At 71.6% G+C, this 22,277-nt stretch carries 20 protein-coding genes; 3 read left to right on the top strand and 17 right to left on the bottom strand.

The window, feature by feature from the left end; translation table 11 throughout:
- The 5 genes from EU555_RS21085 to EU555_RS21065 form a co-directional block, all read right to left on the bottom strand.
- The coding region (locus EU555_RS21085) for a nucleotide-binding protein (protein ID WP_167858624.1) at positions 1–175 on the bottom strand (175 nt) is incomplete at its 3' end.
- Between the two features lie 159 nt (positions 176–334).
- A complete protein-coding gene (gene minC, locus EU555_RS21080; protein WP_135417193.1) occupies positions 335–1,153 on the bottom strand; it encodes a septum site-determining protein MinC in 819 nt (272 codons plus the stop codon).
- Positions 1,154–1,276: 123 nt separating this feature from the next.
- Positions 1,277–1,672, bottom strand: coding sequence for a helix-turn-helix domain-containing protein (locus EU555_RS21075; RefSeq protein WP_135417192.1), 396 nt, complete (start codon positions 1,670–1,672; stop codon positions 1,277–1,279).
- A gap of 68 nt (positions 1,673–1,740) precedes the next feature.
- On the bottom strand, positions 1,741–2,058 hold the full coding sequence (locus EU555_RS21070) for a helix-turn-helix domain-containing transcriptional regulator (protein ID WP_135417191.1): 318 nt from the start codon (positions 2,056–2,058) through the stop codon (positions 1,741–1,743).
- Complete coding sequence (locus tag EU555_RS21065; RefSeq protein ID WP_135417209.1) at positions 2,058–2,384, bottom strand: type II toxin-antitoxin system RelE/ParE family toxin; 327 nt, start codon at positions 2,382–2,384, stop codon at positions 2,058–2,060. The genes EU555_RS21070 and EU555_RS21065 overlap by 1 nt, the downstream gene beginning before the upstream one ends.
- A 106-nt stretch (positions 2,385–2,490) precedes the next feature.
- Here EU555_RS21065 and EU555_RS21060 point away from each other — a divergent pair, with 106 nt between their 5' ends.
- Positions 2,491–2,826 carry a hypothetical protein gene (locus EU555_RS21060; RefSeq protein ID WP_135417190.1) on the top strand — a complete coding sequence of 112 codons (336 nt, stop codon included), beginning with the start codon at positions 2,491–2,493 and terminating at the stop codon, positions 2,824–2,826.
- A 4-nt stretch (positions 2,827–2,830) separates the two neighbouring features.
- Here EU555_RS21060 and EU555_RS21055 read toward each other — a convergent pair whose 3' ends face one another.
- Positions 2,831–3,841 carry an ABC transporter substrate-binding protein gene (locus EU555_RS21055; protein WP_135417189.1) on the bottom strand — a complete coding sequence of 337 codons (1,011 nt, stop codon included), beginning with the start codon at positions 3,839–3,841 and terminating at the stop codon, positions 2,831–2,833.
- 128 nt (positions 3,842–3,969) lie between these two features.
- The gene (locus EU555_RS21050) at positions 3,970–4,221 is read right to left on the bottom strand and encodes a DUF6356 family protein (RefSeq protein WP_135417188.1); all 252 of its coding nucleotides are present in this window, start codon (positions 4,219–4,221) and stop codon (positions 3,970–3,972) included.
- 144 nt (positions 4,222–4,365) lie between these two features.
- Between EU555_RS21050 and EU555_RS21045 the strand changes: the two genes are divergently transcribed.
- Both EU555_RS21045 and EU555_RS21040 read left to right on the top strand, forming a co-directional pair.
- Positions 4,366–4,827, top strand: a complete 462-nt coding sequence (locus EU555_RS21045; RefSeq protein WP_135417187.1) for an Lrp/AsnC family transcriptional regulator — start codon at positions 4,366–4,368, stop codon at positions 4,825–4,827.
- A gap of 101 nt (positions 4,828–4,928) precedes the next feature.
- Entirely contained in the window at positions 4,929–6,392 is a 1,464-nt protein-coding gene (locus EU555_RS21040) for an MDR family MFS transporter (protein ID WP_135417186.1), read from the top strand.
- A 3-nt stretch (positions 6,393–6,395) separates the two neighbouring features.
- Here EU555_RS21040 and EU555_RS21035 read toward each other — a convergent pair whose 3' ends face one another.
- The 10 genes from EU555_RS21035 to EU555_RS20990 form a co-directional block, all read right to left on the bottom strand.
- On the bottom strand, positions 6,396–7,355 hold the full coding sequence (locus EU555_RS21035) for a tyrosine recombinase XerC (RefSeq protein WP_135417185.1): 960 nt from the start codon (positions 7,353–7,355) through the stop codon (positions 6,396–6,398).
- A gap of 76 nt (positions 7,356–7,431) precedes the next feature.
- On the bottom strand, positions 7,432–8,310 hold the full coding sequence (locus EU555_RS21030; RefSeq protein ID WP_135417184.1) for an aldose 1-epimerase family protein: 879 nt from the start codon (positions 8,308–8,310) through the stop codon (positions 7,432–7,434).
- Positions 8,311–8,370: 60 nt separating this feature from the next.
- Positions 8,371–10,035, bottom strand: coding sequence for a DEAD/DEAH box helicase (locus EU555_RS21025; protein ID WP_135417183.1), 1,665 nt, complete (start codon positions 10,033–10,035; stop codon positions 8,371–8,373).
- 429 nt (positions 10,036–10,464) lie between these two features.
- Complete coding sequence (locus tag EU555_RS21020) at positions 10,465–14,265, bottom strand: ATP-binding protein (RefSeq protein ID WP_135417182.1); 3,801 nt, start codon at positions 14,263–14,265, stop codon at positions 10,465–10,467.
- Positions 14,266–14,360: 95 nt separating this feature from the next.
- A complete protein-coding gene (locus EU555_RS21015; protein WP_135417181.1) occupies positions 14,361–14,912 on the bottom strand; it encodes a gluconokinase in 552 nt (183 codons plus the stop codon).
- A 334-nt stretch (positions 14,913–15,246) separates the two neighbouring features.
- Positions 15,247–16,650, bottom strand: a complete 1,404-nt coding sequence (lpdA, locus tag EU555_RS21010; protein ID WP_135417180.1) for a dihydrolipoyl dehydrogenase — start codon at positions 16,648–16,650, stop codon at positions 15,247–15,249.
- A gap of 76 nt (positions 16,651–16,726) precedes the next feature.
- A complete protein-coding gene (locus tag EU555_RS21005; protein ID WP_135417179.1) occupies positions 16,727–17,479 on the bottom strand; it encodes an SDR family oxidoreductase in 753 nt (250 codons plus the stop codon).
- A 169-nt stretch (positions 17,480–17,648) separates the two neighbouring features.
- A complete protein-coding gene (odhB, locus tag EU555_RS21000) occupies positions 17,649–18,920 on the bottom strand; it encodes a 2-oxoglutarate dehydrogenase complex dihydrolipoyllysine-residue succinyltransferase (protein ID WP_135417178.1) in 1,272 nt (423 codons plus the stop codon).
- Positions 18,921–18,951: 31 nt separating this feature from the next.
- Complete coding sequence (locus EU555_RS20995) at positions 18,952–19,290, bottom strand: YciI family protein (protein WP_135417177.1); 339 nt, start codon at positions 19,288–19,290, stop codon at positions 18,952–18,954.
- Positions 19,291–19,316: 26 nt separating this feature from the next.
- Positions 19,317–22,271: a 2-oxoglutarate dehydrogenase E1 component gene (locus EU555_RS20990; protein WP_135417176.1), complete on the bottom strand. Its 2,955-nt coding sequence runs from the start codon at positions 22,269–22,271 to the stop codon at positions 19,317–19,319.
- Positions 22,272–22,277 lie beyond the last annotated feature (6 nt).

The following is a 22,277-nucleotide window of genomic DNA, read 5'->3' as shown; positions in this document are numbered from 1 at the left end:
CGTAGACGACGCGGCGCTCGGCGCCCATGATGAGGTCGAGGTTGCGCAGGCCGACGTCGAAGTCGACGACGCAGACGTTCTGGCCGGACTGGGCGAGGGCGGCCCCCAGGGCCGCCGTCGTGGTGGTCTTGCCCACCCCGCCCTTGCCCGACGTCACCACGATGATCTTGGCCATTACTGTGCTCCCCCCAGAGCGAAGGATGAGGCGGCGTCCGGGTCACGGTCCGGTCCGCGCGCGGATGGGGTTTCGGTGGTCTTGGGTGCCGGGCGGGTCGGGGCGTTCGCCCGCGGGACCCCGCCCGGTCGTGGTCGTGTCGCGCCCCGGCGGGGCTCTCTAGTCCAGGGTCGCCATGCGGAGGGTCTCGCCCTCCAGCCAGACCTGGACCGCCTTCTTGCGCAGCTTCGGGTCGGTGGTGTCGGCGGTGCGGAACAGGCCGTCGATGCCGATCAGCTCCGGCTCGAACCGGCGGCAGCAGATCCGGGCCCGGGGGTTGCCGCCCGCACCCGCGATGGCGCGGCCGCGCAGCGCCCCGTAGACGTGGATCGAGCCGCCGGCCAGGATCTCGGCGCCCGAGGCCACCGAGCCCATCACCGTCACGTCGCCCTCCGGGTGATAGACCGACTGGCCGGAGCGCAGGGGGGTCTCGAGGACGAGGGAGTTCGGCTTGCGGGGCTCCGGGGGTTTCGGCGCTTCGGGCTCCGGCGGAGCCGCCATCTCGGTCGGCCGGCCGCCGCTCAGGAGCGGCGGCAGCGCCGGGCCGAGCCAGGCCGGCTCGGCCTTCTCGACCCCCATGATGCGGATGCCGCGCTGCTTGAGCTCGTCGACGAGGCCGGCGATGTCGGGAGCCGTCTCGGCCCCGGCATCCTTGTCCTCGGCGGGCTCGGCCGCCTCGGGCCCGGCCAAGTCCCCCCGGAGGGAGTGTCCTCCCCGGGGGGAGTCCTTGGCCAGGCCCGAGACGTCCAGGATCACGGCGCGCTCGGAGAAGAGCGTCGGCGAGCGCTGCACCAGGGCATCCAGGTGCGAGAACCAGTCGCCGAGCGGCGTCTCCGGCGCGAGCACGAGCGCCCGGAAGGAGCGGCCGCGCAGCGGGAGGGAGGGGCGTGTGAGGCTGATGCTGGTCACGGCGGTTGACGAGTTGTTACCGACCGCCATGAAGCGCGCAGCGTGGTTACCGGATCGTTAATGCGGCCCGGCTCCGGCGAGAAATCGGCAAGAGGTGGGCCGGCGGGACACGGGGGAGCCCGGCTTCGGGGCACGTCCCTCAGGCCAGATCCCTCAGGCTACGTCCCGCGCCAGCCGGTAGGGCGCGGCCAGGACCGCGATGGGCAGATTCCAGGCGGCACTGACGGCGCGGATCTGGTCGAGGGTGAGGTGCCGCTTCCGGTTCAGGATCTCGGAGGCGCGGGACCGGGACCCGAGGAGGTCCGCCAGTTCCGCCTGCGACCGGCCCATATCCTCGATGGCGAAATGCAGAAGGTCGACAGGGTCGGCAGCCTCGACCGGGAAGTTCCGGGTCTCGTCATCCTCGACCAGGGTCGCCAGGACGTCGAGCGTATCGCCCTCGGGCGTGCCCGGTGCGCTGCCCCACAGACGCTCGATCTCCGCGAGAGCCTCGGCGTGGTCGGCGTCGGTGCGGATGGGACGGATGGGACGGATGGGACGGATGGTCATGGGAACGATCGAGAGCGGCTGTCGCAACAGGGTGATGGTTTCTACCAGTGATCAGGATTCGACCACGCTCATCGGTCGACCGAGACAGCCAGATTGATTCCGGCTGCCTTCTGCACGGTGGCCAGCACGCCAAACAGGTTGCTGGCGGTCGGATTACCCGCTGGGCTGAGCATCCGCATCAAGCTCTTGGATGACGAGCCTGTTGTCTCGGCCAGTTGTTCAAAACCGATCGTCGCGTTGATGTAGTCACGCAAGATCGCCTTGCCGGTATCGAGATCACCGGCGAGGAATTGGCCGATCGCTTCCGTCAACAGCGCGTCGCGGAAGGCTGGATCACGCTCGGCACGTGCCTTGACAGTTTCCTTGAAGCTACGGGTCAGGACCATCACCCCCCATCCTCTCGACGTTGCTTGTAGTCTCTCCAGCGCGTCTGCGCCTCGGAGATGTCGTCCTGTTGTCGGCGCTTGGTGGCGCCGCAAAGGAGAATGATCAGCTTGTCACCGTCGCGACCGAAATACAGCCGGTAGCCGGGCCCCCAGTCGATCCGGTATTCGTGGACGCCGCCTCCGACTGCCTTGGCGTTCGAGAGATTGCCCTGCTCCATGCGGCTCAGGGCGACGATGACCTTGGCCGCAGCCCGGCTATCCAGGCCATCGAACCAGCTTGCGAACGGGCTCCGTCCGCGAGCATCTATGAACTCCCGGATCTCCACCTGAAATGGTGCCATAAATGTTACCATTCAAGCCGCAGGCCCTTCTTCGGCGGCGACCCAGCGGAGTTGCACGTTCAGGGCCATCCCACCCCATGCGGGACGAGACATGATCCGGATCCTCGCCACCGCCGCGCTCCTCGGGCTCGCGGCCCTGCCGGCGCAGGCCCGCGGGCGGGCTCCCGTCGGTCCGGTCGTCCCCGGGCTGCCGGGCTACGATTGCCGGATGTGGTCGCCGTTCGACCATGATTCCGTCGGGCCGCAGCTGCGCCCCGGCGCCCGGCCGGTGCGGGCGGCGAACGGCTGGGGCCGCACCGCCTACGGCTACGGCACCGGCGGCGCCTCGGCCTCCGGGGCCGTCGCGTTCCCGGCCAACAGCGCGGCCGAATGCGACATCGGCGAGCTGACCGTCGGCCGCAAGGGGCTCGACATCCTGCCGCGCTGATGCGTCAGGTGCCCGGCTGGCCGTGCACCGCCTTGTAGAAGAAGTCCTTCCACTCCTTCGGGCGGTTCTTCAGCACGCCGGCCTTCACCAGGTGGTCGGCCTGCAGCATCGTGCCGTAGGGCGTGGTCGAGAACACGACGCCGGGCTGCTTCATCATGGCGACGAGCTCGTCGGGCTCGAACTTCTCCTTGGTGGCCCCGAGGTAGAGCTCGGCGGCGCGCTTCGGGTCGTCGCGGATGAGGGCGTTGGCCTCGTCGATGGCGGCCAGCACCGCGGCGGTGGTCTTCGGGTTCTGCTCCATGAACTTGCCGCGGCCGAACACGATGGCGTTGCTCAGAGGCCCCCCGACCACGTCGTAGGAGTTGAGCACGACGTGGATCTTCGGGTCCTTCAGCTCGATCTGCTGGTAGGGCGGCAGCGAGAAGTGGCTGTTGACCTCGCTGGTGCCGCCGAGGAGCGCGCCGACCGCGTCCGGATGGCCGAGCTGGATCGTGATCGGGTCGAGCTTGTTGCGGCCGGCCTCGCCGAGCTGACGCTCGGCGGCGATCTGCAGCATCACCGCCTGGGCCGAGACCTTCACGGTCGGCACCGCGATCCGGTCCTTGGCCGAGAAGTCGGCGAGGGTCTTCACCGCCGGGTTGCGGGTGACGAGGAGCATCGGCGCGCCGGCCGACGCCGCCAGGCCCTTCACCTCGCCACGGGTGCGGTCCCAGGCGAGCAGCAGGTTGGTGGCGCCGCTGGTGACAAAATCGACGTTGCCGGAGATGAGCGCGTCGACCGAGGCGCCGCCGCTCGTCAGCGTGACCCAGCTCACCTTGACCTCGCCGAGGCCGGCAGCCGCGACGTGCTTCTCGACCAGGCGCTGCTGCTCGGCCAGCACCATCGGCATGTAGATCAGGCCGGGCTGGCGGGTGAAGCGGACCTCGCCGGTCTCGGCCCGGACGGGCGCGGCGAGCGAGGTGACGAGGCCGAGCGCGACGGCCAGCGCGCCGGCGGCGCGCCTGAGGAACGGCATGGGCGATGACTCCCTGGTTCTCGGGCCCTGTCCGGACGCTCAGGTCGAGCGCCCGCCGGGACCGTATGGAGAGCCAGGGTCCGGAAATGCCCCGGAGACGTCAACCCGCGACGAAGGGAGGGGGAGTATCAGGCCGAGACGGCGGAGGCGGCGTCGGTCCGGTGCTGGGCCGCACGGGTGCGGTTCGCCACCATGCGGTCGTGCAGACGGTTGATCGTGCGCGAGCCGGTGCTGGTGAAGGCGAAGGGCAGGATCCCGTGCACCAGGCAGGCGAGCCCGCCGGCGATCATGCGCAGGCCGAAGCCCGTCGCGACGCCCATATGCTCGAAATAGGTCTCGCCGACGGAGGCGGGGTGCTCGGAGAAGGACAGCTTCGACATCGGTTTCCTCAAGGCCTCGTCGATCCCGAAAGGCAGCAAGAGAATCGCACGGCTCCCCAGGAGCCGGATTGCGAATTTGCCCCGATCTTCGTAAATTCGCGCAAGCCGATTGCGCGAGAGTGCGGAACCCTGGGAAATTTTCGCGTGGATGCGTTCGACCGGAAAATCCTGTTGTGCCTGCAGGAGAACGCGGCCGAGCCGCTCGAGGCGATCGCGGCCCGGGTCGGCCTGTCGGCCTCGCCGTGCTGGCGGCGGATCCAGAAGCTCGAGGCGCAGGGGGTGATCCAGCGGCGCGTGGCGCTCCTCGATCCCGACCGGATGCGGGTCGGCGTCACGGTCTTCGTCTCGGTGCGCACCAACCGGCACACCGCCGACTGGGCCGAGCGGTTCTGCGCCGCCGTGGTGACGATCCCCGAAGTGGTCGAGTTCTACCGGATGAGCGGCGAGACCGATTACCTCCTGCGTATCGTCGTGCCCGACATCGCGGCCTACGACCGGGTCTACAAGCGGCTGATCCAGTCGGTCGACCTCTACGACGTCAGTTCGGCCTTCGCGATGGAGCGGATCAAGTACACCACCGCACTGCCGGTGACTTACGCCGAGTAGGACACGACGGCGCGGGTCTGGCCTGCGCGCGGCACCGCTTGCTTTCCGGGCCGATCGGTATAGCTGCGCCGATCAGCCCCCGCCTGCCGAAAAGCCCCGCCATGACGACCTCCCGGACGACGCGCCGTCCCCTCGTGATCGCCGCCGTGATGGCCGCGATGGCGATGGTGGCGATCGAGGCCACCATCATCTCCACGGCGATGCCGGGCATCGTCGGCGAGCTCGGCGGGCTGTCGCTTTACGCCTGGGTCTTCTCCGGCTTCCTCCTGACCCAGACCGCCGCCACGATCGTGTTCGGCAAGCTCGCCGACATCCATGGGCGCAAGCCCGTGCTGCTGACCGGCATCGCGGTCTTCCTGGTCTCGTCGGTCCTGTGCGGCTTCGCCTGGTCGATGCCGGCGATGATCGCCTTCCGGCTGATCCAGGGCATCGGCGCCGGCGCGATCCAGCCGGTGTCGCTCACCATCGTGGGCGACCTCTACAGCGCCGAGGAGCGCGGCCGCATCCAGGGCTTCCTCGCCAGCGTCTGGGCGATCTCGGCGGTGGTCGGGCCGGTGGCGGGCGGCTTCATCATCGCGCACGCCTCGTGGTCGTGGATCTTCTGGATCAACCTGCCGGTCGGCCTGGTGGCGACCGCCCTGTTCGTCGCCTTCCTGCACGAGGGCGAGCGGCGCGAGCGCCGGCCCGTCGACGCGCCGGGCGCCGCCCTGTTCACCGTCACGGTGGCGGCCCTGATGGTCGGGCTGACGGAGGCCGGCGAGGGGCGCTGGACCGTCGTGGCGGTGGCGGCCGGGCTCGGCCTCGTCGCGGCCGTGCTGCTGGCCTTCCAGGAGCGCCGGACGACGGAGCCGGTGATCGACGCGTCGCTCTGGCGCCGCCGGCCGATCGCCGCCGCCAACGCCACCTCGCTGCTCGCCGGCATGGCGCTGATCGGGCTCACCACCTTCCTGCCGATGTACGTCCAGGGCGTGCTCGGGCAGACGCCGGTGGTGGCCGGCATGGCCCTCACCGTGATGGTGCTCGGCTGGCCGGTGGGGGCGACGCTGGCGGCGCGCAACATCCACCGCTTCGGCCTGCGGCGCATCCTGGTCTTCGGCAGCCTGCTGCTGCCGCTCGGGGCGCTGGCCTTCGTGACGCTGCAGCCCGGCAGCCCGCCGGCCCAGGCCGGCGCCGGCTCGCTGATCATGGGCTTCGGCATGGGGCTGCTGAGCAACGCCGCCCTGATGCTGATCCAGGAGATCGTGCCCTGGACCCAGCGCGGCAGCGCCACCGCCTCGAACATCTTCTCGCGCAACCTCGGCAGCACGCTCGGCGCCACGGTGTTCGGCGCGGTGCTCAACCACGGCCTCTCGGGCGCGGGCAGCGCCGTCACGGCCGACAGCCTGCAGCGGGCGCTCGCCGCCGGTGGCCTGGCCGGCGAGGCCGCGAGCGTGCGCGTGGTGCTGCAGCACGCCCTGCACCAGACCTTCTGGGCGGTGCTGCTGTTCTCGGCGCTCGCCTTCGCGGTCGCCCTGATGGTGCCGCACGTCACCCTCGGGCGCACCCGCGAGGCGCCGGCGGAGTAGGGCTCAGGAGGCGCGCGCCCGCGGATGGGCGGCGTCGAAGGCGTCGAGGAGGCGGGCGGCATCCACCTTGGTGTAGACCTGCGTGGTCGCCAGGGAGGCGTGGCCGAGAAGCTCCTGGATCGCCCGCAGGTCGCCCTGGCGGGCGAGGAGATGCGTGGCGAAGGAGTGGCGCAGGGCGTGCGGGGTCGCGCTCTCGGGCAGGCCCAGGGCCCCGCGCATCGACGCGACGGCGAGCTGCACGATGCGCGGCGAGAGCGGACCGCCCTTGGCGCCGACGAAGAGCGGTCCCTCCGGAGGCAGGGCATAGGGGCAGAGGGCGAGGTACTCGGCCACCGCGGCCTGGACCTGGGCGATCACCGGCACGCTGCGGGTCTTCTGGCCCTTGCCGATCACCGTCACCACGTCGGTCCCGGGGACCGGCGCGTCGCGCCGCGTCAGCCCCAGCGCCTCCGAGATGCGCAGGCCCGCGCCGTAGAGCAGCGCCAGCACCGCGGCGTCCCGGGCCAGCACCCAGGGCGGGCGATCCTCGCCGGCCCGGATGTCGGGGCTCGCCATCGCGACCGCGGCGGCGACGGGGAGCGGGCGCGGCAGGCGCCGCTCGACCTTGGGCGAGCGCACCGCCGACAGCGCCGCGACGCTGCCGTGGCCCTCGCGGTCGAGGTGGCGGGCGAAGGAGCGCAGGCCCGCGAGCGCCCGCATCAGGCTGCGCCCGCCGACGCCCTCCTGGCGCCGCGCCGCCATGAAGGCGCGCAGGTCGCGGGGCTTGAGGCGGATCAGGGCCGGGATGTCGGGATTGGCGCCGGTCCGGGCGAGATGGGCCAGGAACTGCCGCAGGTCGCGGCGGTAGGCCTCGACGGTGTTGGGCGACAGCCGCCGCTCCGCCGCGAGGCCGCCGAGCCAGGCGATGGCCGCCGCCCGCACGTCGGGCGCGCCGGGCAGGAGCAGGTCGGTGGCATCGGACATCGGGGCCGGGCTCCGGTCGCGGGGGGATCGGCCGGCGAGTAGGGCCCGGGTCCGGTTGACGGGCGGTTACGCGTCCTCAGGCCGGCGTGAAGCGCAGGGTCACGCCATGCCGGGCGCTCTGCCCCGGCGCGAGCAGGCGCTGCGAGTCGCGCTCCGCCAGCTCGCCGGAGAAGCCCGCCCAGTCGGCATGGCCGGTCCAGCATTCGAGCGACAGGAACGGCGCGGTCGGCTTGGTCCAGACCGCGAGATGGGGAAAGTCGTCGGCCTCGAGCGCGATAGCGGCGCCCGAGGGTGCGGTAAAGTGCATCGTCCGGCTCCGCGCGTTCAGGAACACCAGCGCCTCGGTGAACAGGTCCGGGTCGAGGGGCAGGGTATCGCCCAGGAGCGGCAGCGCCCGCTCGGTCCGCACCAGAAGGCCGCCGGCCCCGACCTCCGGCACCGCCGGCCGCTCCGGCTGATCGAAGCGCACCGCGTAGCCGCCCCCGGCGGCGCGCGTGCCGCCGGCGAAGGGCCAGGGGAAGGCCGGGTGGAAGCCGAGGCCGTAGGGCAGCGGCTCAGAGCCGGGATTATGGACCTCGCAGGCGAAGGCGAGCGCGCCGTCCCGCACCGTGGCGGTGATGTCGAGCCGGAAGGCGAAGGGGTAGGCCCGGCGGGTCTCCGGGGTGTCGGCGAGGCGCAACGCGACGCTGTCCTCGGCCTGCGCCACCACCGTGAAGCGGCTGTCGCGGGCGAAGCCGTGCTGCGCCATCGGGTAGGCCCGGCCCGCGACCGTCACGGCGCCCCCGGCGGAGGCGCCGACGACCGGGAAGAGCCAGGGCGCGTGCCGGTTCCAGTGCGCCGGATCGCCCTCCCACAGGTACTCGGTGCCGCCGACCCGCCAGGAGACCGGCTCGGCCCCATTGAGCGCGAGGCGGGCGGTGGTGTCGCGGTGACGGATCTCGACGGTATCGCTCATCGGGGCCTCGTTTCATCCGAGGCCCCTGTTACCGGCTGTCGGCCGGTCCGGGAATGGCCCTCACCCGCGCCGGGCGTTGCGCCGGGGCTGGCGGGGGCGGGGCAGGTCGGCCTCGCCGGCGAGCGGCTCGACCTGGAGGTCGGCCGGGCCGGTGCGGGGGAAGCTGTGGGCGAAGCGCTCGGCGGCGCCGCCGCGGACCTCGAACTTGGTCTCGCGGTCGAAGATGCGGATCGCGCCGATCTCCTCGCGGGTCACGTCGCCCCGGCGGCACAGCATCGGCAGCAGCCGGCGCGGGTCGGCATTGTCGCGCCGGCCGACATTGAGGCGGAACCACACGCTCGACCCGAACGGCGCCCGCGGCCCGTCCCGCGCCGGCGTCTCGCGCCGGGGCGCGAGGCCGCGGCCGGTGGCGAAGCCCGGATCGGTGACCTCCTCGGGAGAGGGCATGCGGGCGCGGTAGGCCCGCACCAGGGCGGCGGCGATGTCCTCCGGCGAGCGCTGGGCGAGCAGGGACTGGGCCATCGCCCGGTCCTCCTCCGTCGGCTCCTCGGTGACGAGGGGGTCCTGGAGCAGGCGCTCCTGGTCGAGGGCGCGGATCTCGTCGGCCGGCGGCGGGCCGGACCAGACCGGCACGACGTTCGCCCGCACCATCAGCTCCTCGGCCCGGCGGCGGCGCGACGGCGGTACCAGGAGCACGCTGATACCCTTGCGCCCGGCCCGGCCGGTGCGGCCGGAGCGGTGCTGCATCACCTCGGCGTCGTGGGGCAGCTCGGCGTGGATGACGAGGCCGAGGCCCGGCAGGTCGATGCCGCGGGCGGCGACGTCGGTGGCGACGCAGACCCGGGCGCGGCCGTCGCGCAGGGCCTGGAGGGCGGCGTTGCGCTCGCCCTGGCCGAGCTCGCCCGAGAGCGCCACCGCCTGGAAGCCGCGCTCGGTCAGCACCGCCTGGAGGTGGCGCACCGCGTTGCGGGTGTTGCAGAACACGATCGCGGTGCGCGCCTCGACCTGGCGCAGGGTGTTGACGACGACGAGCTCGGTCTCCCGCGGCAGGATCCGGAAGGCGCGGTACTCGATGTCGGCATGGCCCTTGGTCTCGCCGGCCACCGCGATGCGCAGGGCGTCGCGCTGATAGGCTTCCGCCAGCGCCACGATGCCCTTCGGCAGGGTGGCGGAGAAGAGCAGCGTGCGCCGCTCGGCCGGGGTGGTGCCGAGGATGAACTCGAGGTCCTCGCGGAAGCCGAGGTCGAGCATCTCGTCCGCCTCGTCGAGGACCGCGGCGCGAAGAGCCGTCGGGTCGAGGTTGCGCCGCTCGAGGTGGTCGCGCAGGCGGCCCGGCGTGCCGACCACGATATGGGCGCCATCCGCCAGCCAGCGGCTCTCGCGCCGCGGGTCCATGCCGCCGACGCAGGAGACGACGCGGGCGCCGGCCGGGCCGTAGAGCCAGGACAGCTCGCGGTGGACCTGGAGCGCGAGCTCGCGGGTCGGCGCGATCACGAGCGCGAGCGGGGCGCCGGGCGCCGCGAAGGTCTCGGCGTCGCCGAGCAGCGTGCGGGCGAGCGCGAGGCCGTAGGCGACGGTCTTGCCGGAGCCGGTCTGGGCCGAGACGACGAGGTCGCGCCCCTCGGTCTCGGGCTCGAGGACGGCGGCCTGGACCGGCGTCGGGTCTTCGTAGCCGCGGCCGGCGAGGGCCTGGGCGAGGGGGGCGGGCAGGGCAGGAAAAGGCACGTGAGATCGATCCCGGGTGAGGCGACGCGCGGGGATCGGATCGGCTCCGGAGGCAATGGGCCTCGACAGAGGGCCGGCCGCATGGCGGCGGGCGCTCGCGGCGCGCGGGGAATCCCTACGGTCTTTTCGTGGAGGAGGGTGCTGTTACAGGGGTTCGGGGCGCAGGTCCACCCCGGGGGCGCACGGCACGCGTCTGCGCATGGCGGCGTCGGCGTCCGATGCATGCACCGTCATGCATTCGAGATCGCGCCGGAGATTGAGCGCGTCCCCCAGCCATCCCATTTCAAGACATAGCGCGGGATCCCCTCTCCAGGCGATCCCAGGCCTGCCCGGGATCGCTGCAAGGTGTGGGAGAGGGGGTCCCGGGCCATACTTTCATGGATTGCCCGTTTTACATGGGATCCGAAGATCTGATCAGAGAGAAACGCATTACCCCTCGATCATCGCCCGGATCCGCCGGGCCAGCATCTCGATCGGGAAGGGCTTGGTGATCATCTGCATGCCGGGCGCCAGGAACCCCGCCATGGCGGCGTTCTCGGCGTAGCCGGTGATGAACAGCACCTTGAGGCCGGGGCGGTGCTCGCGGGCGGCGTCGGCGAGCTGGCGGCCGTTGAGGCCCGGCAGGCCGACATCGGTGACGAGGAGGTCGATGCGGGCGGACGAGCGCAGCACGGCGAGGCCCGACGGACCGTCCTCGGCCTCCAGCGCCCGGTAGCCGAGGTCGCGCAGCACGTCGACGATGAGGGCGCGCACCGCCGGCTCGTCCTCGACCACCAGCACGGTCTCGCCGCTGCCGGCGACCGGCGGCCCATCGAGGGCCTGCGCGGGAGTCTCGGCCTTGGCGAGGGGGCCGGCATGGCGCGGCAGGTAGAGGGCCACGGTGGTGCCGCGGCCGACCTCGGAGGTGATGGCGGCGTGGCCGTCGGACTGGCGGGCGAAGCCGTAGATCATCGACAGGCCGAGGCCCGTGCCCTGGCCCAGCGGCTTCGTGGTGAAGAACGGGTCGAAGGCGCGGCGCACCACCTCGGGCGGCATGCCGATGCCGGTATCGGTCACGGCGAGCCGGATGTAGGCGCCCGGCGCCACGTCGCCGTGGGCCGCCGCGAAGATCGCGTCGAGCTCGACGTTGCGGGTCTCGATGGTGAGCCGCCCGCCCTCCGGCATCGCGTCGCGGGCGTTGATGGCGAGGTTGAGGATCGCGCTCTCGAGCTGGTTGGCGTCGCAGAGCGTCGGCCACAGCGCGTCGGCGAGGCGGGTCTCGAGGGTGACGGTCTCGCCGAGCGTGCGGCGGACGAGGTCCTCCAGGGACGCCACCAGGGCGTTGGCGTCGACGGGGCGCGGATCGAGGGGCTGGCGCCGGGCGAAGGCGAGCAGCCGGTGGGTCAGCGCCGCGGCCCGGTGGGCCGAGGTGAGCGCCGCATCGATGTAGCGCGGGGCGACGTCGAGGCGGCCCTGGGAGAGCCGCGTCGACAGCATGTCCAGCGAGCCGACGATGCCGGTGAGCAGGTTGTTGAAGTCGTGCGCGATGCCGCCCGTCAGCTGGCCCACCGCCTCCATCTTCTGCGACTGGCGGAAGGCCTCCTCCAGCTCGCGCTGCGCGGTGACGTCGCGCCCGACCGCGTGCAGGTGCTCCTCCCCCGGCACCGCCGTCCAGGACAGGGTGCGGTAGGAGCCGTCGGCATGCCGGTAGCGGTTCTCGAACAGCAGCGTGGCCTGGCCGTCCTCGAGGCGCCGCGTCTCCGCAAGCGTGCGCGCGCGGTCGTCCGGATGCACGAGGTCGAGGAACGAGCCGCCGATCAGGGCGTCGATGTCCCAGCCCAGCACCGTCGTCCAGGCCGGGTTGAGGGCCGTCACGGTGCCGTCGAAGCGCGCGATGATCATCACGTCCCGCGACAGGCGCCACATCCGGTCGCGCTCGCGGGTGCGCTCGGCGACCTGGGCCTCCAGCGTCTCGTTGACCCGCCGCAGGGCATCGGCGGCCTCGCGCCGCACCCGGGCGAGGCGCAGGTTGGTCTCGACCCGGGCGAGCAGCTCGCGCGCGGAGAACGGCTTGATCAGGTAGTCGTCGGCGCCCGCGGCCAGCCCCTCGATGCGGGCCTCCTCGCCGGCCCGGGCCGAGAGCAGGATCACCGGGATGGCGCGCAAGGACGGGTCGGCCCGGAGCGCCGCGAGCAGGCCGAACCCGTCGAGCCCCGGCATCATCACGTCGGTGAGGACGAGGTCCGGGGCATGGCGCCGGGCGGCCGCGAGCGCCGCGGTGCCGTCGCCCACCGCCTCGACGTCGTGGCCGCTGTCGCCGAGCAGGCGCCGGACATAGGCCCGCATGTCGGTGTTGTCGTCGGCGAGCAGCACCCGGCCGGTGAGGCCGGCCAGCGTGGCCGGGCCTGGCGCCTCGCCGAGGTCTTGCGGCGGGGCGGCCTCGTCGCCGAGCCAGCGCGTCGCCTCCTCGACGAAGACGTGGGAGCGGGTCGCCGTCGAGATCCCGTCGCGCGCGGCGCGGATGCGGTCCTGCGGCAGGTGGGCCTGGCCCAGCGGCAGGCTCACCGTGAAGGTGCTGCCCTCCCCTAAGGTGCTCTCGACCCCGACCGTGCCGCCGTGGAGCCGGGCGAGCTCCTGCACGAGGGCGAGCCCGATGCCCGATCCCTCGAAGCTGCGCCCCTGCGCGCCCTCGACGCGGTGGAAGCGCTCGAACAGCCGCGGCAGCTCGGCCTCCGGGATGCCCAGGCCCGTATCCGCCACGGTGAGCCGCACCTGCCCGTCCTCGGCGTCCAGGCGCACGGCGATGCGGCCCTCAAGGGTAAACTTGAAGGCGTTGGAGACGAGGTTGAGGACGATCTTCTCCCACATCTCCGGGTCGACGAAGACCGGCTCCGGCAGGGCGGGACACTCGACGTCGAGGACGAGGCCGGCCTTGTCGGTGGCCGAGCGGAAGCTCGAGGCGAGTTCCGCGGTGAACCGGGCGAGGTCGAGGGGCTCGAAGGCGGCCTGGGTCCGGCCGGCCTCGAGGCGCGAGAAGTCGAGGAGCGCGTTGACGAGCTTCAGGAGCCGCAGGCCGTTGCGGTGGGCGAGTTCGACGAGGCGGCGGGTGTCCGGATCGATCGTGGCGGGCGAGGAGTCCAGCACCTCCGTCAGGGGACCCAGCATCAGGGTCAGCGGCGTGCGGAACTCGTGGCTGACGTTGGAGAAGAACACGGTCTTCTGCCGGTCGAGCTCGGCGAAGGCCTCGGCGCGCTTACGCTCGGCCTCGTAGGCGTTGGCGTTGCCTAAGCCCGTGGCGATCTGGCCGACGAACAGCGCGACGAAGCCGCGATATTCCTCGTCCACCGGCCGGAACGGGCTGAGCCCGGCGACGAACACCCCGGCCGGCCGGCTCTGGCCCTGCTGGGCGATCGGCAGCACCAGGGCGTGGGTGGGGGCCCGGTTCCAGGATCCCGCCGGCAGGTCGGCGAAGAGGGGCCCGAGCTCGGCCACCGGCACCACAACCGGCCCCTGGTCGGGGCCGAGGAGGCCGAGGGCCTGCGCCGCCGCCTCCGCCGCCCGCCCGGCGGCCGGGTGCTCCGGCCCGATCCCCGCCCGGGCGAGCAGGGCCGGCTCGTCGCCCGTCAGATAGGCGAGCGCCACCGGCAGGTCGCGGGTGCCCGCCCCGAGGCAGGCGGCGACGACCCCGCCGACCTCCGCCACCGTGCGGGCCGCCGCCATCCCGGCGCCGAGGTCGCGCAGGGATCGCAGGCGCCGCTCGCCGATCACCCGCTCGGTCTCCTCCGAGACGACGCAGAGCATGCCGGTGACGGTGCCGGTATCGTCGGCGAGCGGGCTGTACGAGAAGGTGTGATAGGTCTCCTCGCTGAAGCCGCGCCGCTCGAGGAAGAGCAGCAGCGCCTCGTCCCAGGTCGCCCGGCCGGTACTCAGCACCTGGGCGATGCGCGGGCCGATATCGGGCCAGATCTCGGCCCAGACCACGTCCGAGCGCGAGCCGAGCGCCCAGGCCTCCTTGACGCCCAGCGTCGGCTTGTAGGCGTCGTTGCAGAAGAAGGTGAGCTCCGATCCCCACGCCATCCACATGGCGAAGCGGGAGCCGAGCATGATCCGCACCGCCGTGGTGAGGGATTGCGGCCAGCCCTCGACCGGCCCCAAGGCCGTCGCCGCCCAGTCGCGGGCGCGCAGGCGGGCGCCCATCTCGCCGCCGCCCGGGAAAACGGTCTCGTACGAGGTGGGCGGATTACCGGGCATGGATGGCGTCCAGCATGCCCTGGCGATGGCACGGGCGCCGCGAACTGTCAAAAACCAGGCACAACGGGCATCGAAATCGCGGAGGACGGCGCGATTCAGGCGCCGCGCACGGTCTGTCCGGTCAGGGCGGCGGCGATCTCGGCCACGATCGCCTGCGGGGTGGCGCCGACCGAGACCACCAGCGGGCTCTCCTCGGCCGCGGGCTCCTGGAGGGTGCGGAACTGGCTGTCGAGCAGGCTGGTCGGCATGAAGTGGCCGTGGCGGGCGGCCATGCGCCGGCCGATCAGCGCGCGGTCGCCCTTGAGGTAGACGAGGCGCACGTCCGGCCGATCCCCGACCAGGATGTCGCGGTAGTCCCGCTTGAGGGCCGAGCAGGTCACGACCCCGTGCCGGCCTTCGGCACGGACCCGGTCGATCCAGGCCGCGATGGCGGCGAGCCAGGGCCGGCGATCCTCGTCGGTGAGCGGGGTGCCGGCCTGCATCTTCTCGACGTTGGCGGCCGGGTGGAAGTCGTCGCCGTCCTCGAACTCCCAGCCGAGCCGGCCGGCGAGCAGGCTCGCCACGGTGGTCTTGCCCGAGCCCGAGACGCCCATCACCACGACGACCGCCGGGGGAGTCGGGTTGCCGTTCGCTGCCGCACCGTCCATCGCCGTGGATCCTCCCCGTTATCGACTGATCCGCTCGGCCTGGATGCAGGATTGTCCTGCCTTGGGCGGACCGCCGTACTCGTACGATTCAGAACAGCACACACGGCGCCGAGCGCGTAACCCTCCCTCTCTGCGGGGGAGGGTGGTCCCGGCGTCAGCACGGGCCGGGACGAAGTCCCGCAAGAGGGGCAGCGCGACGCTTCTCCAGGGTGGCGCCCATCACAATGGTCGCGCGACCGCTTCGGAGGCGGTCTCCCCTCTCCCGCCCTGCTTCGCAGGGCACCCTCCCCCGCAGCGGGGGGAGGTTTCGGGCGCCAGCCTCCGAGGCCTTGCCTCACATGTGCAGCGCGCGCTTCTCCACCGCCAGCGCCGCCTCCTTCACCGCCTCGGTCAGGGTCGGGTGGGCGTGGCAGGTGCGGGCGATGTCTTCCGACGAGGCGCCGAACTCCATCGCCACCGCGACCTCCATGATGAGGTTGCCGGCGTCGGGCCCGACGATGTGGACGCCGAGCACCCGGTCGGTCGCGGCGTCCGCCAGCACCTTCACGAAGCCGTCGGTGGTGTGGTTCACCTTGGCGCGGCCGTTCGCCGTGAACGGGAACTTGCCGGTGTTGTAGGCGATCCCGTCCTTCTTCAGCTCCTCCTCGGACTTGCCGACCGAGGCGACCTCCGGCGTGGTGTAGACCACGTTCGGGATCACGCCGTAATTCACGTGGCCGGCCTTGCCGGCCAGGATCTCCGCCACCGCGACGCCCTCGTCCTCGGCCTTGTGGGCGAGCATCGGACCGGCGATCACGTCGCCGATGGCGTAGATGCCGGTGACGTTGGTGGCGTAGCGGTCGTCGGTCAGGATGCGGCCCTTGTTGTCGAGCTGGACCCCGACCGTCTCGAGCCCGAGGCCCGCGGTGTAGGGCACGCGGCCGATCGCCACGAGCACCACGTCGGCCTCCAGCGTCTCCGCGGCGCCGCCGGCGGCGGGCTCGACCGTGACCTTGGCGCCCTCGTTGGTGCGCTCGACGCCCGTGACCTTCTGGGACAGGCGAAAAGTGATGCCCTGCTTCGCGAGGATGCGCTGGAACTGCTTGCCGACCTCGCCGTCCATGCCCGGCAGGATGCGGTCGAGGTACTCGACCACCGTCACCTCGGCGCCGAGCCGCCGCCAGACCGAGCCGAGCTCGAGGCCGATCACCCCGGCGCCGATGACGACGAGCTTGCCCGGGACCTTCGCCAGCTCGAGGGCGCCGGTGGAGGAGACCACGACCTGCTCGTCGATGATGACGCCCGGCAGGTTGGCGACGTCCGAGCCCGTCGCGATCACGACGTTCTTGGCCTCGAGGATCTGGTTGCCGCCGTCCTCCGACAGCACTTCGACCCGGCCGGCACCGGCGAGCCGCCCGGTGCCCTGGAAGGCGTCGACGCCGTTCTTCTTGAGCAGGAACGCGACGCCCTTGGTGTTGCCGTCGACGCCCTCCTGCTTGAACGACATCATCTTGGCCAGGTCGAGCTGCGGCTCGCCGACCGTGATGCCCAGCACGGGGAGGTGCTTGGTGGCCTCCTCGAACGCCTCGGAGGCGTGCAGCAGGGCCTTCGACGGGATGCAGCCGACGTTGAGGCAGGTGCCGCCATGGGTCGGGCGCTTCTCGACCACGGCGGTCTTCAGGCCGAGCTGGGCGGCGCGGAGCGCGCAGACGTAGCCGCCGGGGCCGGTGCCGATGACGACGAGATCGTAGGAGGACATTCGGGACTCGCGGGGTTGGGAGCGGCGGACCCGGACGGCGCCGCCGCTGGATGAGTGAGCGGGTGTGAGGGAGCGGCTAGCGGCCGCCCGAGATCGTCAGGGTCGCGCCGGTGGCGTAGGAGGCCTCGTCCGAGAGGAGCCACAGCACCGCGGCCGCGACCTCGTCGGCGGAGCCGGCGCGCTTCATCGGCACCAGGGGGCTGAGGCGGTCGAGCCGGTCGGGCTGGCCGCCACTGGCGTGGATCTCGGTCTCGATCAGGCCCGGGGCGACGCCGTTGACGCGGATCCCCTCGGCCGCGACCTCGCCGGCCAGCCCGGTGGTGAAGGTGTCGATGGCGCCCTTCGAGGCGGCGTAGTCCACGTACTGGTTCGGCGCGCCGAGCCGCGCGGCGACCGACGAGATGTTGACGATGACGCCTCCGTGCCCGCCGTGGCGGGTCGACATCCGCCGCACCGCCTCGCCGGCGCACAGGAACGAGCCGATGACGTTGGTGGTCATCATCCGGTCGAGGCGCGCGAAGGTCATCTCGTCGACCCGCGCGGCGTAGTCGACGACGCCCGCATTGTTGACGAGGCCGCCGAGGGTCCCGAGGCCGTCGGCCGCCTTGAAGAGCGCCGGGATGTCGGCCTCGACCGCGACGTCGCTGCGGACGGCGAGCGCGGTGCCGCCATGGCCCTCGATCTCCCGCACCAGGGCGTCGGCGGCGTCCTTGGCGGCGACGTAGGAGAAGCAGACCCGCCAGCCGGCCCGCGCCGCCCGCAAACAGACGGCGCGGCCGATGCCGCGGCTGCCGCCCGTGACCACCAGGACCTTGTCGGTCTTGTCCATGATGCCGTGCTCCCTGGTGCGAGAGATCCCGAACAGTCGGGCCGTCCGATGCACTATCCTGGGACGATCAGGGCGCGGGTCTCCCCGCTCCGGTGTGGGAGAGGGGAGACCCGCGCCTTTCATTTCTCCGATCTGCCCCTCTCGGAGGAGGGGCAGCACTGGTTGACCTTCAGAGGTCGAGCACGAGGCGCGCCGGGTCCTCCAGGGCCTCCTTGACCCGCACCAGGAAGGTCACGGCCTCCTTCCCGTCGACGATGCGGTGGTCGTAGGACAGGGCGAGGTACATCATCGGCCGCGCCTCGATCTTGCCGTTCCGCACCACGGGACGCTCCTCGATGCGGTGCATGCCCAGGATGCCGGATTGCGGCGCGTTGAGGATCGGGGTCGACATCAGCGAGCCGTAGATGCCGCCGTTGGTGATCGTGAAGGTGCCGCCCTGCATGTCCTCGATCGACAGCTTGCCGTCGCGGGCCTTGCGGCCGAAGCCGGTGATGGCCTTCTCGATCCCGGCGATCGAGAGCTGGTCGGCGTCGCGCACCACCGGCACGACCAGCCCCTTGTCGGTGCCGACCGCGATGCCGACGTGATAGTAGTTCTTGTAGACGATGTCCTGGCCGTCGATCTCGGCGTTCACCGCCGGCACGTCCTTCAGGGCGCCGATCACCGCCTTGGTGAAGAAGCCCATGAAGCCGAGCTTGGCGCCGTGCTTCTTCTCGAACACGTCCTTGTACTGCTGGCGCAGGGCCATCACCGCGCCCATGTCGACGTCGTTGAACGTCGTCAGCATGGCGGCGGTGTTCTGCGCGTCCTTCAGGCGCCGGGCGATGGTCTGGCGCAGCTTGGTCATGCGCACCCGCTCCTCGCGGGAGGCATCGTCCGGCGCCGAGGGCGCGCGGGCGACCTGCGGCGTGGGCGCCGGGGCGGGCGAGGAGGCGCCCGACGAGATCGCCGAGAGCATGTCGCCCTTGGTCACGCGGCCGTCCTTGCCGCTGCCCTTGAGCGAGGAAGGGTCGACGCCGGATTCCTGCGCGAGCCGCGCGACCGCCGGGCCGTGATCGCCCGAGGCGTGACCCTTCGGGGCGGCATCGCCGTGGCTGCCGTAGGAGGCGGAGGAGGACTTGGCGGGCGCCTCGGCGGCGGCCTTCGGGGCTTCCTTGGGAGCCTCGGCCTTCGGGGCGGCGGCACCGTTGCCGGCGCCAGCGCCGCCCTCGACGATCGAGCCGAGGAGCGCGCCGGGCTCCACCGTCTCGCCGTCCTTGGCGACGATGTCGCCGAGCTGGCCCGAGGCCGGGGCGTTGACCTCCAGGGTGACCTTGTCGGTCTCGAGCTCGACCAGGGGCTCGTCGGCCTTCACGGTGTCGCCGGGCTTCTTGAACCAGCGGCCGATCGTGGCCTCGCTCACGGATTCGCCCAGGGTCGGGACGCGGATTTCGGTGGCCATGGCATCGCGCCCCGGAGCGGGGCGCCTCCTCTCACTGAGCGGGAATGGGGGACGTGGCGGGAACGGGGGCCGCGGCCGGCGCGAGGCTCAGCTGCGGCATCGGGTGGATCTCGTAGCGGAAGCCGAGGCCGGCGGCGGCGACCGGATCGGCCTGGGTGAAGGCCTGGGCCTCGCCGGCATCGGCGACGCTGATGAGGCCGAGGCCCCAGGCCCCGGCCGGATCGAGGACCGGGCCGACGGCCAGGACCGTGCGGCCGAGGGCGCCCTGCCAGTAAGCGGCGTGGGCGTGCATCGCCTCGGCCTCCCGGGGCGTCATGTCCCCGGGAAAGGTCGCCCGGGGGGCGACGAGGCGGCAGAAGAAGAAGGCCATGGTGACGTTCTCCCGTCCGGCGGGCGTCAGACCGCCAGGGCCTCGTTGAGGAAGGCCTGGAGCTGGTCGAGGTGCTTCGACATCAGGCCGACGGCGGTCGAGGCCGAGGCCGGGCGGCCGATGTAGCGCGGGCGCTTGGAGGCGGAGCCGGCCTGGTTGAGGACCCATTCGAGGTAAGGCTCGACGAAGGCCCACGAGCCCATGTTCTTGGGCTCCTCCTGGCACCACACCACCTCGGCGTTGCGGAAGCGCGAGATCTCCGTGGCGAGCGACTTCAGCGGGAACGGGTAGAGCTGCTCGACGCGCATCAGGTACACGTCGGAGATGCCGCGCTTCTCGCGCTCCTCGTAGAGGTCGTAATAGACCTTGCCCGAGCAGAGCACGACGCGCCGGACCTTGTCGTCCTTGGCCAGCTTGATGCTGTCCTGGGCCTTCTCGGCGTCGTCCCACAGCACCCGGTGGAAGGTCGAGCCCTCGGCGATGTCGGCGAGGGACGAGACCGCCCGCTTGTGGCGCAGGAGCGACTTCGGGGTCATCAGCACCAGCGGCTTGCGGAAGTCCCGCTTCAGCTGCCGGCGCAGGATGTGGAAGTAGTTCGAGGGCGTCGTGCAGTTGGCGACCTGCATGTTGTCCTCGGCGCACATCTGCAGGTAGCGCTCCAGTCGCGCCGAGGAGTGCTCCGGACCCTGGCCCTCGTAGCCGTGCGGCAGGAGCATCACCAGGCCAGACATGCGCAGCCACTTGCGCTCGCCGCTACTGATGAACTGGTCGACCACGACCTGCGCGCCGTTGGCGAAGTCGCCGAACTGCGCCTCCCACAGCACCAGGGAGTTCGGCTCGGCGAGCGAGTAGCCGTACTCGAAGCCGAGCACCGCCTCCTCCGAGAGCATCGAGTTGATGACCTCGTAACGGCTCTGGCCGTCCTTGATGTGGTTGAGGGGCGTGTAGCGCTCCTCGTTCTCCTGGTCGATCACCACCGAGTGGCGCTGCGAGAAGGTGCCGCGCTCGACGTCCTGGCCCGACAGGCGGACCCGGTGGCCTTCCGTGAGGAGCGAGCCGAAGGCCAGCGCCTCGGCGGTCGCCCAGTCGAGGCCCTCGCCGGTCTCGATCGCCTTGGCGCGGTTGTCGAGGAAGCGCCGGATGGTGCGGTGCAGGTGGAAGTCCGGCGGCACCGTGGTGATGGCTTTCCCGATCTCCCGCAGGGTCTCGGCCTGCACGCCGGTGCGGCCGCGGCGCGGGTCGTCCTCGTCCTCGCGCACCGCCTTCAAGCCCGACCAGCGGCCGTCGAGCCAGTCGGCCTTGTTGGCCTTATAGGCGGTGGCGATGTCGAACTCGCTGTCGAGGGTGGCGCGGAACTCGGCCTTGCGGTCGTCGAGCTCCTTCTGGCTCACCACGCCGCTCTCGATCAGCCTCTGGCCGTAGGTCTCGAGGGTCGAGGGGTGCTTGCGGATGATCTGGTACATCCGCGGCTGGGTGAAGGCCGGCTCGTCGCCCTCGTTGTGGCCGAAGCGGCGGTAGCAGAGCATGTCGATCACCACCGGCTTGTGGAACTTCTGCCGGTACTCGGTGGCGATCTTGGCCGCGAAGGTGACGGCCTCGGGGTCGTCGCCGTTGCAGTGGAAGATCGGCGCCTCGACCATCTTCGCCACGTCGGACGGGTAGGGCGAGGAGCGCGAGAAGCGCGGATCGGTGGTGAAGCCGATCTGGTTGTTGATGATGAAGTGGATCGAGCCGCCGGTGCGGTGGCCCTTCAGGCCCGACAGGCCGAAGCACTCCGCCACCACGCCCTGGCCCGCGAAGGCGGCGTCGCCGTGGATGAGGAGCGGCAGCACGGTGGTGCGCTGCTCGTCGCCGGTCTGGTCCTGCTTGGCGCGCACCTTGCCGAGCACCACCGGATCGACGATCTCGAGATGCGAGGGGTTGGCGGTCAGCGACAGGTGGACGGTGTTGCCGTCGAAGACCCGGTCGCTCGAGGCGCCGAGGTGATACTTCACGTCGCCCGAGCCCTCGACCTCCGCCGGCGAGGACGAGCCGCCCTTGAACTCGTGGAAGATCGCCCGGAAGGGCTTGCTCATCACGTTGGCGAGCACGTTGAGGCGGCCGCGATGGGCCATGCCCAGCACGATGTCGGTGACGCCGAGCGCACCGCCGCGCTTGATGATCTGCTCCAGCGCCGGAACCATCGCCTCCGAGCCGTCGAGGCCGAAGCGCTTGGTGCCGGTATACTTGAGGTCGAGGAACTTCTCGAAGCCGTCGGCCTCGATCAGCTTGTTGAGGATCGCCCGCCGCCCCTGCTCGGTGAACGAGATCTCCTTGTCCTTGCCCTCGATGCGCTCCTGGATCCAGGCCTTCTCGTCCGGATCGGAGATGTGCATGAACTCGACGCCCAGCGTCTGGCAGTAGGTCCGCTGCAGGATCGCGACGATCTCCCGGATGGTGCCGAACTCGAGGCCCAGCACGTTGTCGAGGAAGATCGGGCGGTCCCAGTCGGACTCGGCGAAGCCGTAATGCTGCGGGTGCAGCTCCTCGTGGTCGCCGCGCGGCTGCAGGCCGAGCGGATCGAGCTTGGCATGCAGGTGGCCGCGCATGCGGTAGGCGCGGATCAGCATGATCGCGCGGACCGAATCCTTGGTGGCCTGCTGCACGTCGGCCGGGGCTACGCCCGAGCCCTTGGCCTCCTGCTTGGCCTTGATCTTCTCGCCGACCGCCTTCTCGAGGGTCGCCCAGTTGCCGTCGAGCGCCGAGACGATCTCGCCGTTGGCGGCGACCGGCCAGTTGGGCTTGGCCCAGGACGCGCCCTCGGCGTTCTTGACGACGATCGCGCTCTCCTCCTTCAGGCTGGAGAAGAAGCTGCGCCACTCGGGATCCACCGCGTTGGGATCCCGGGTGTAGGTCGCGTACAGCTCCTCGATGTAGTCGGCGTTGCCTCCGTAGAGGAACGAGGTTCCGAGGAGGGCGTCGTTCGCGTCCTGGCGTGCCATGGCGAT

The organism is Methylobacterium nonmethylotrophicum (assembly GCF_004745635.1).
Lineage (GTDB): Bacteria > Pseudomonadota > Alphaproteobacteria > Rhizobiales > Beijerinckiaceae > Methylobacterium > Methylobacterium nonmethylotrophicum.
This window is presented reverse-complemented; position numbering and strand designations above follow the sequence as displayed.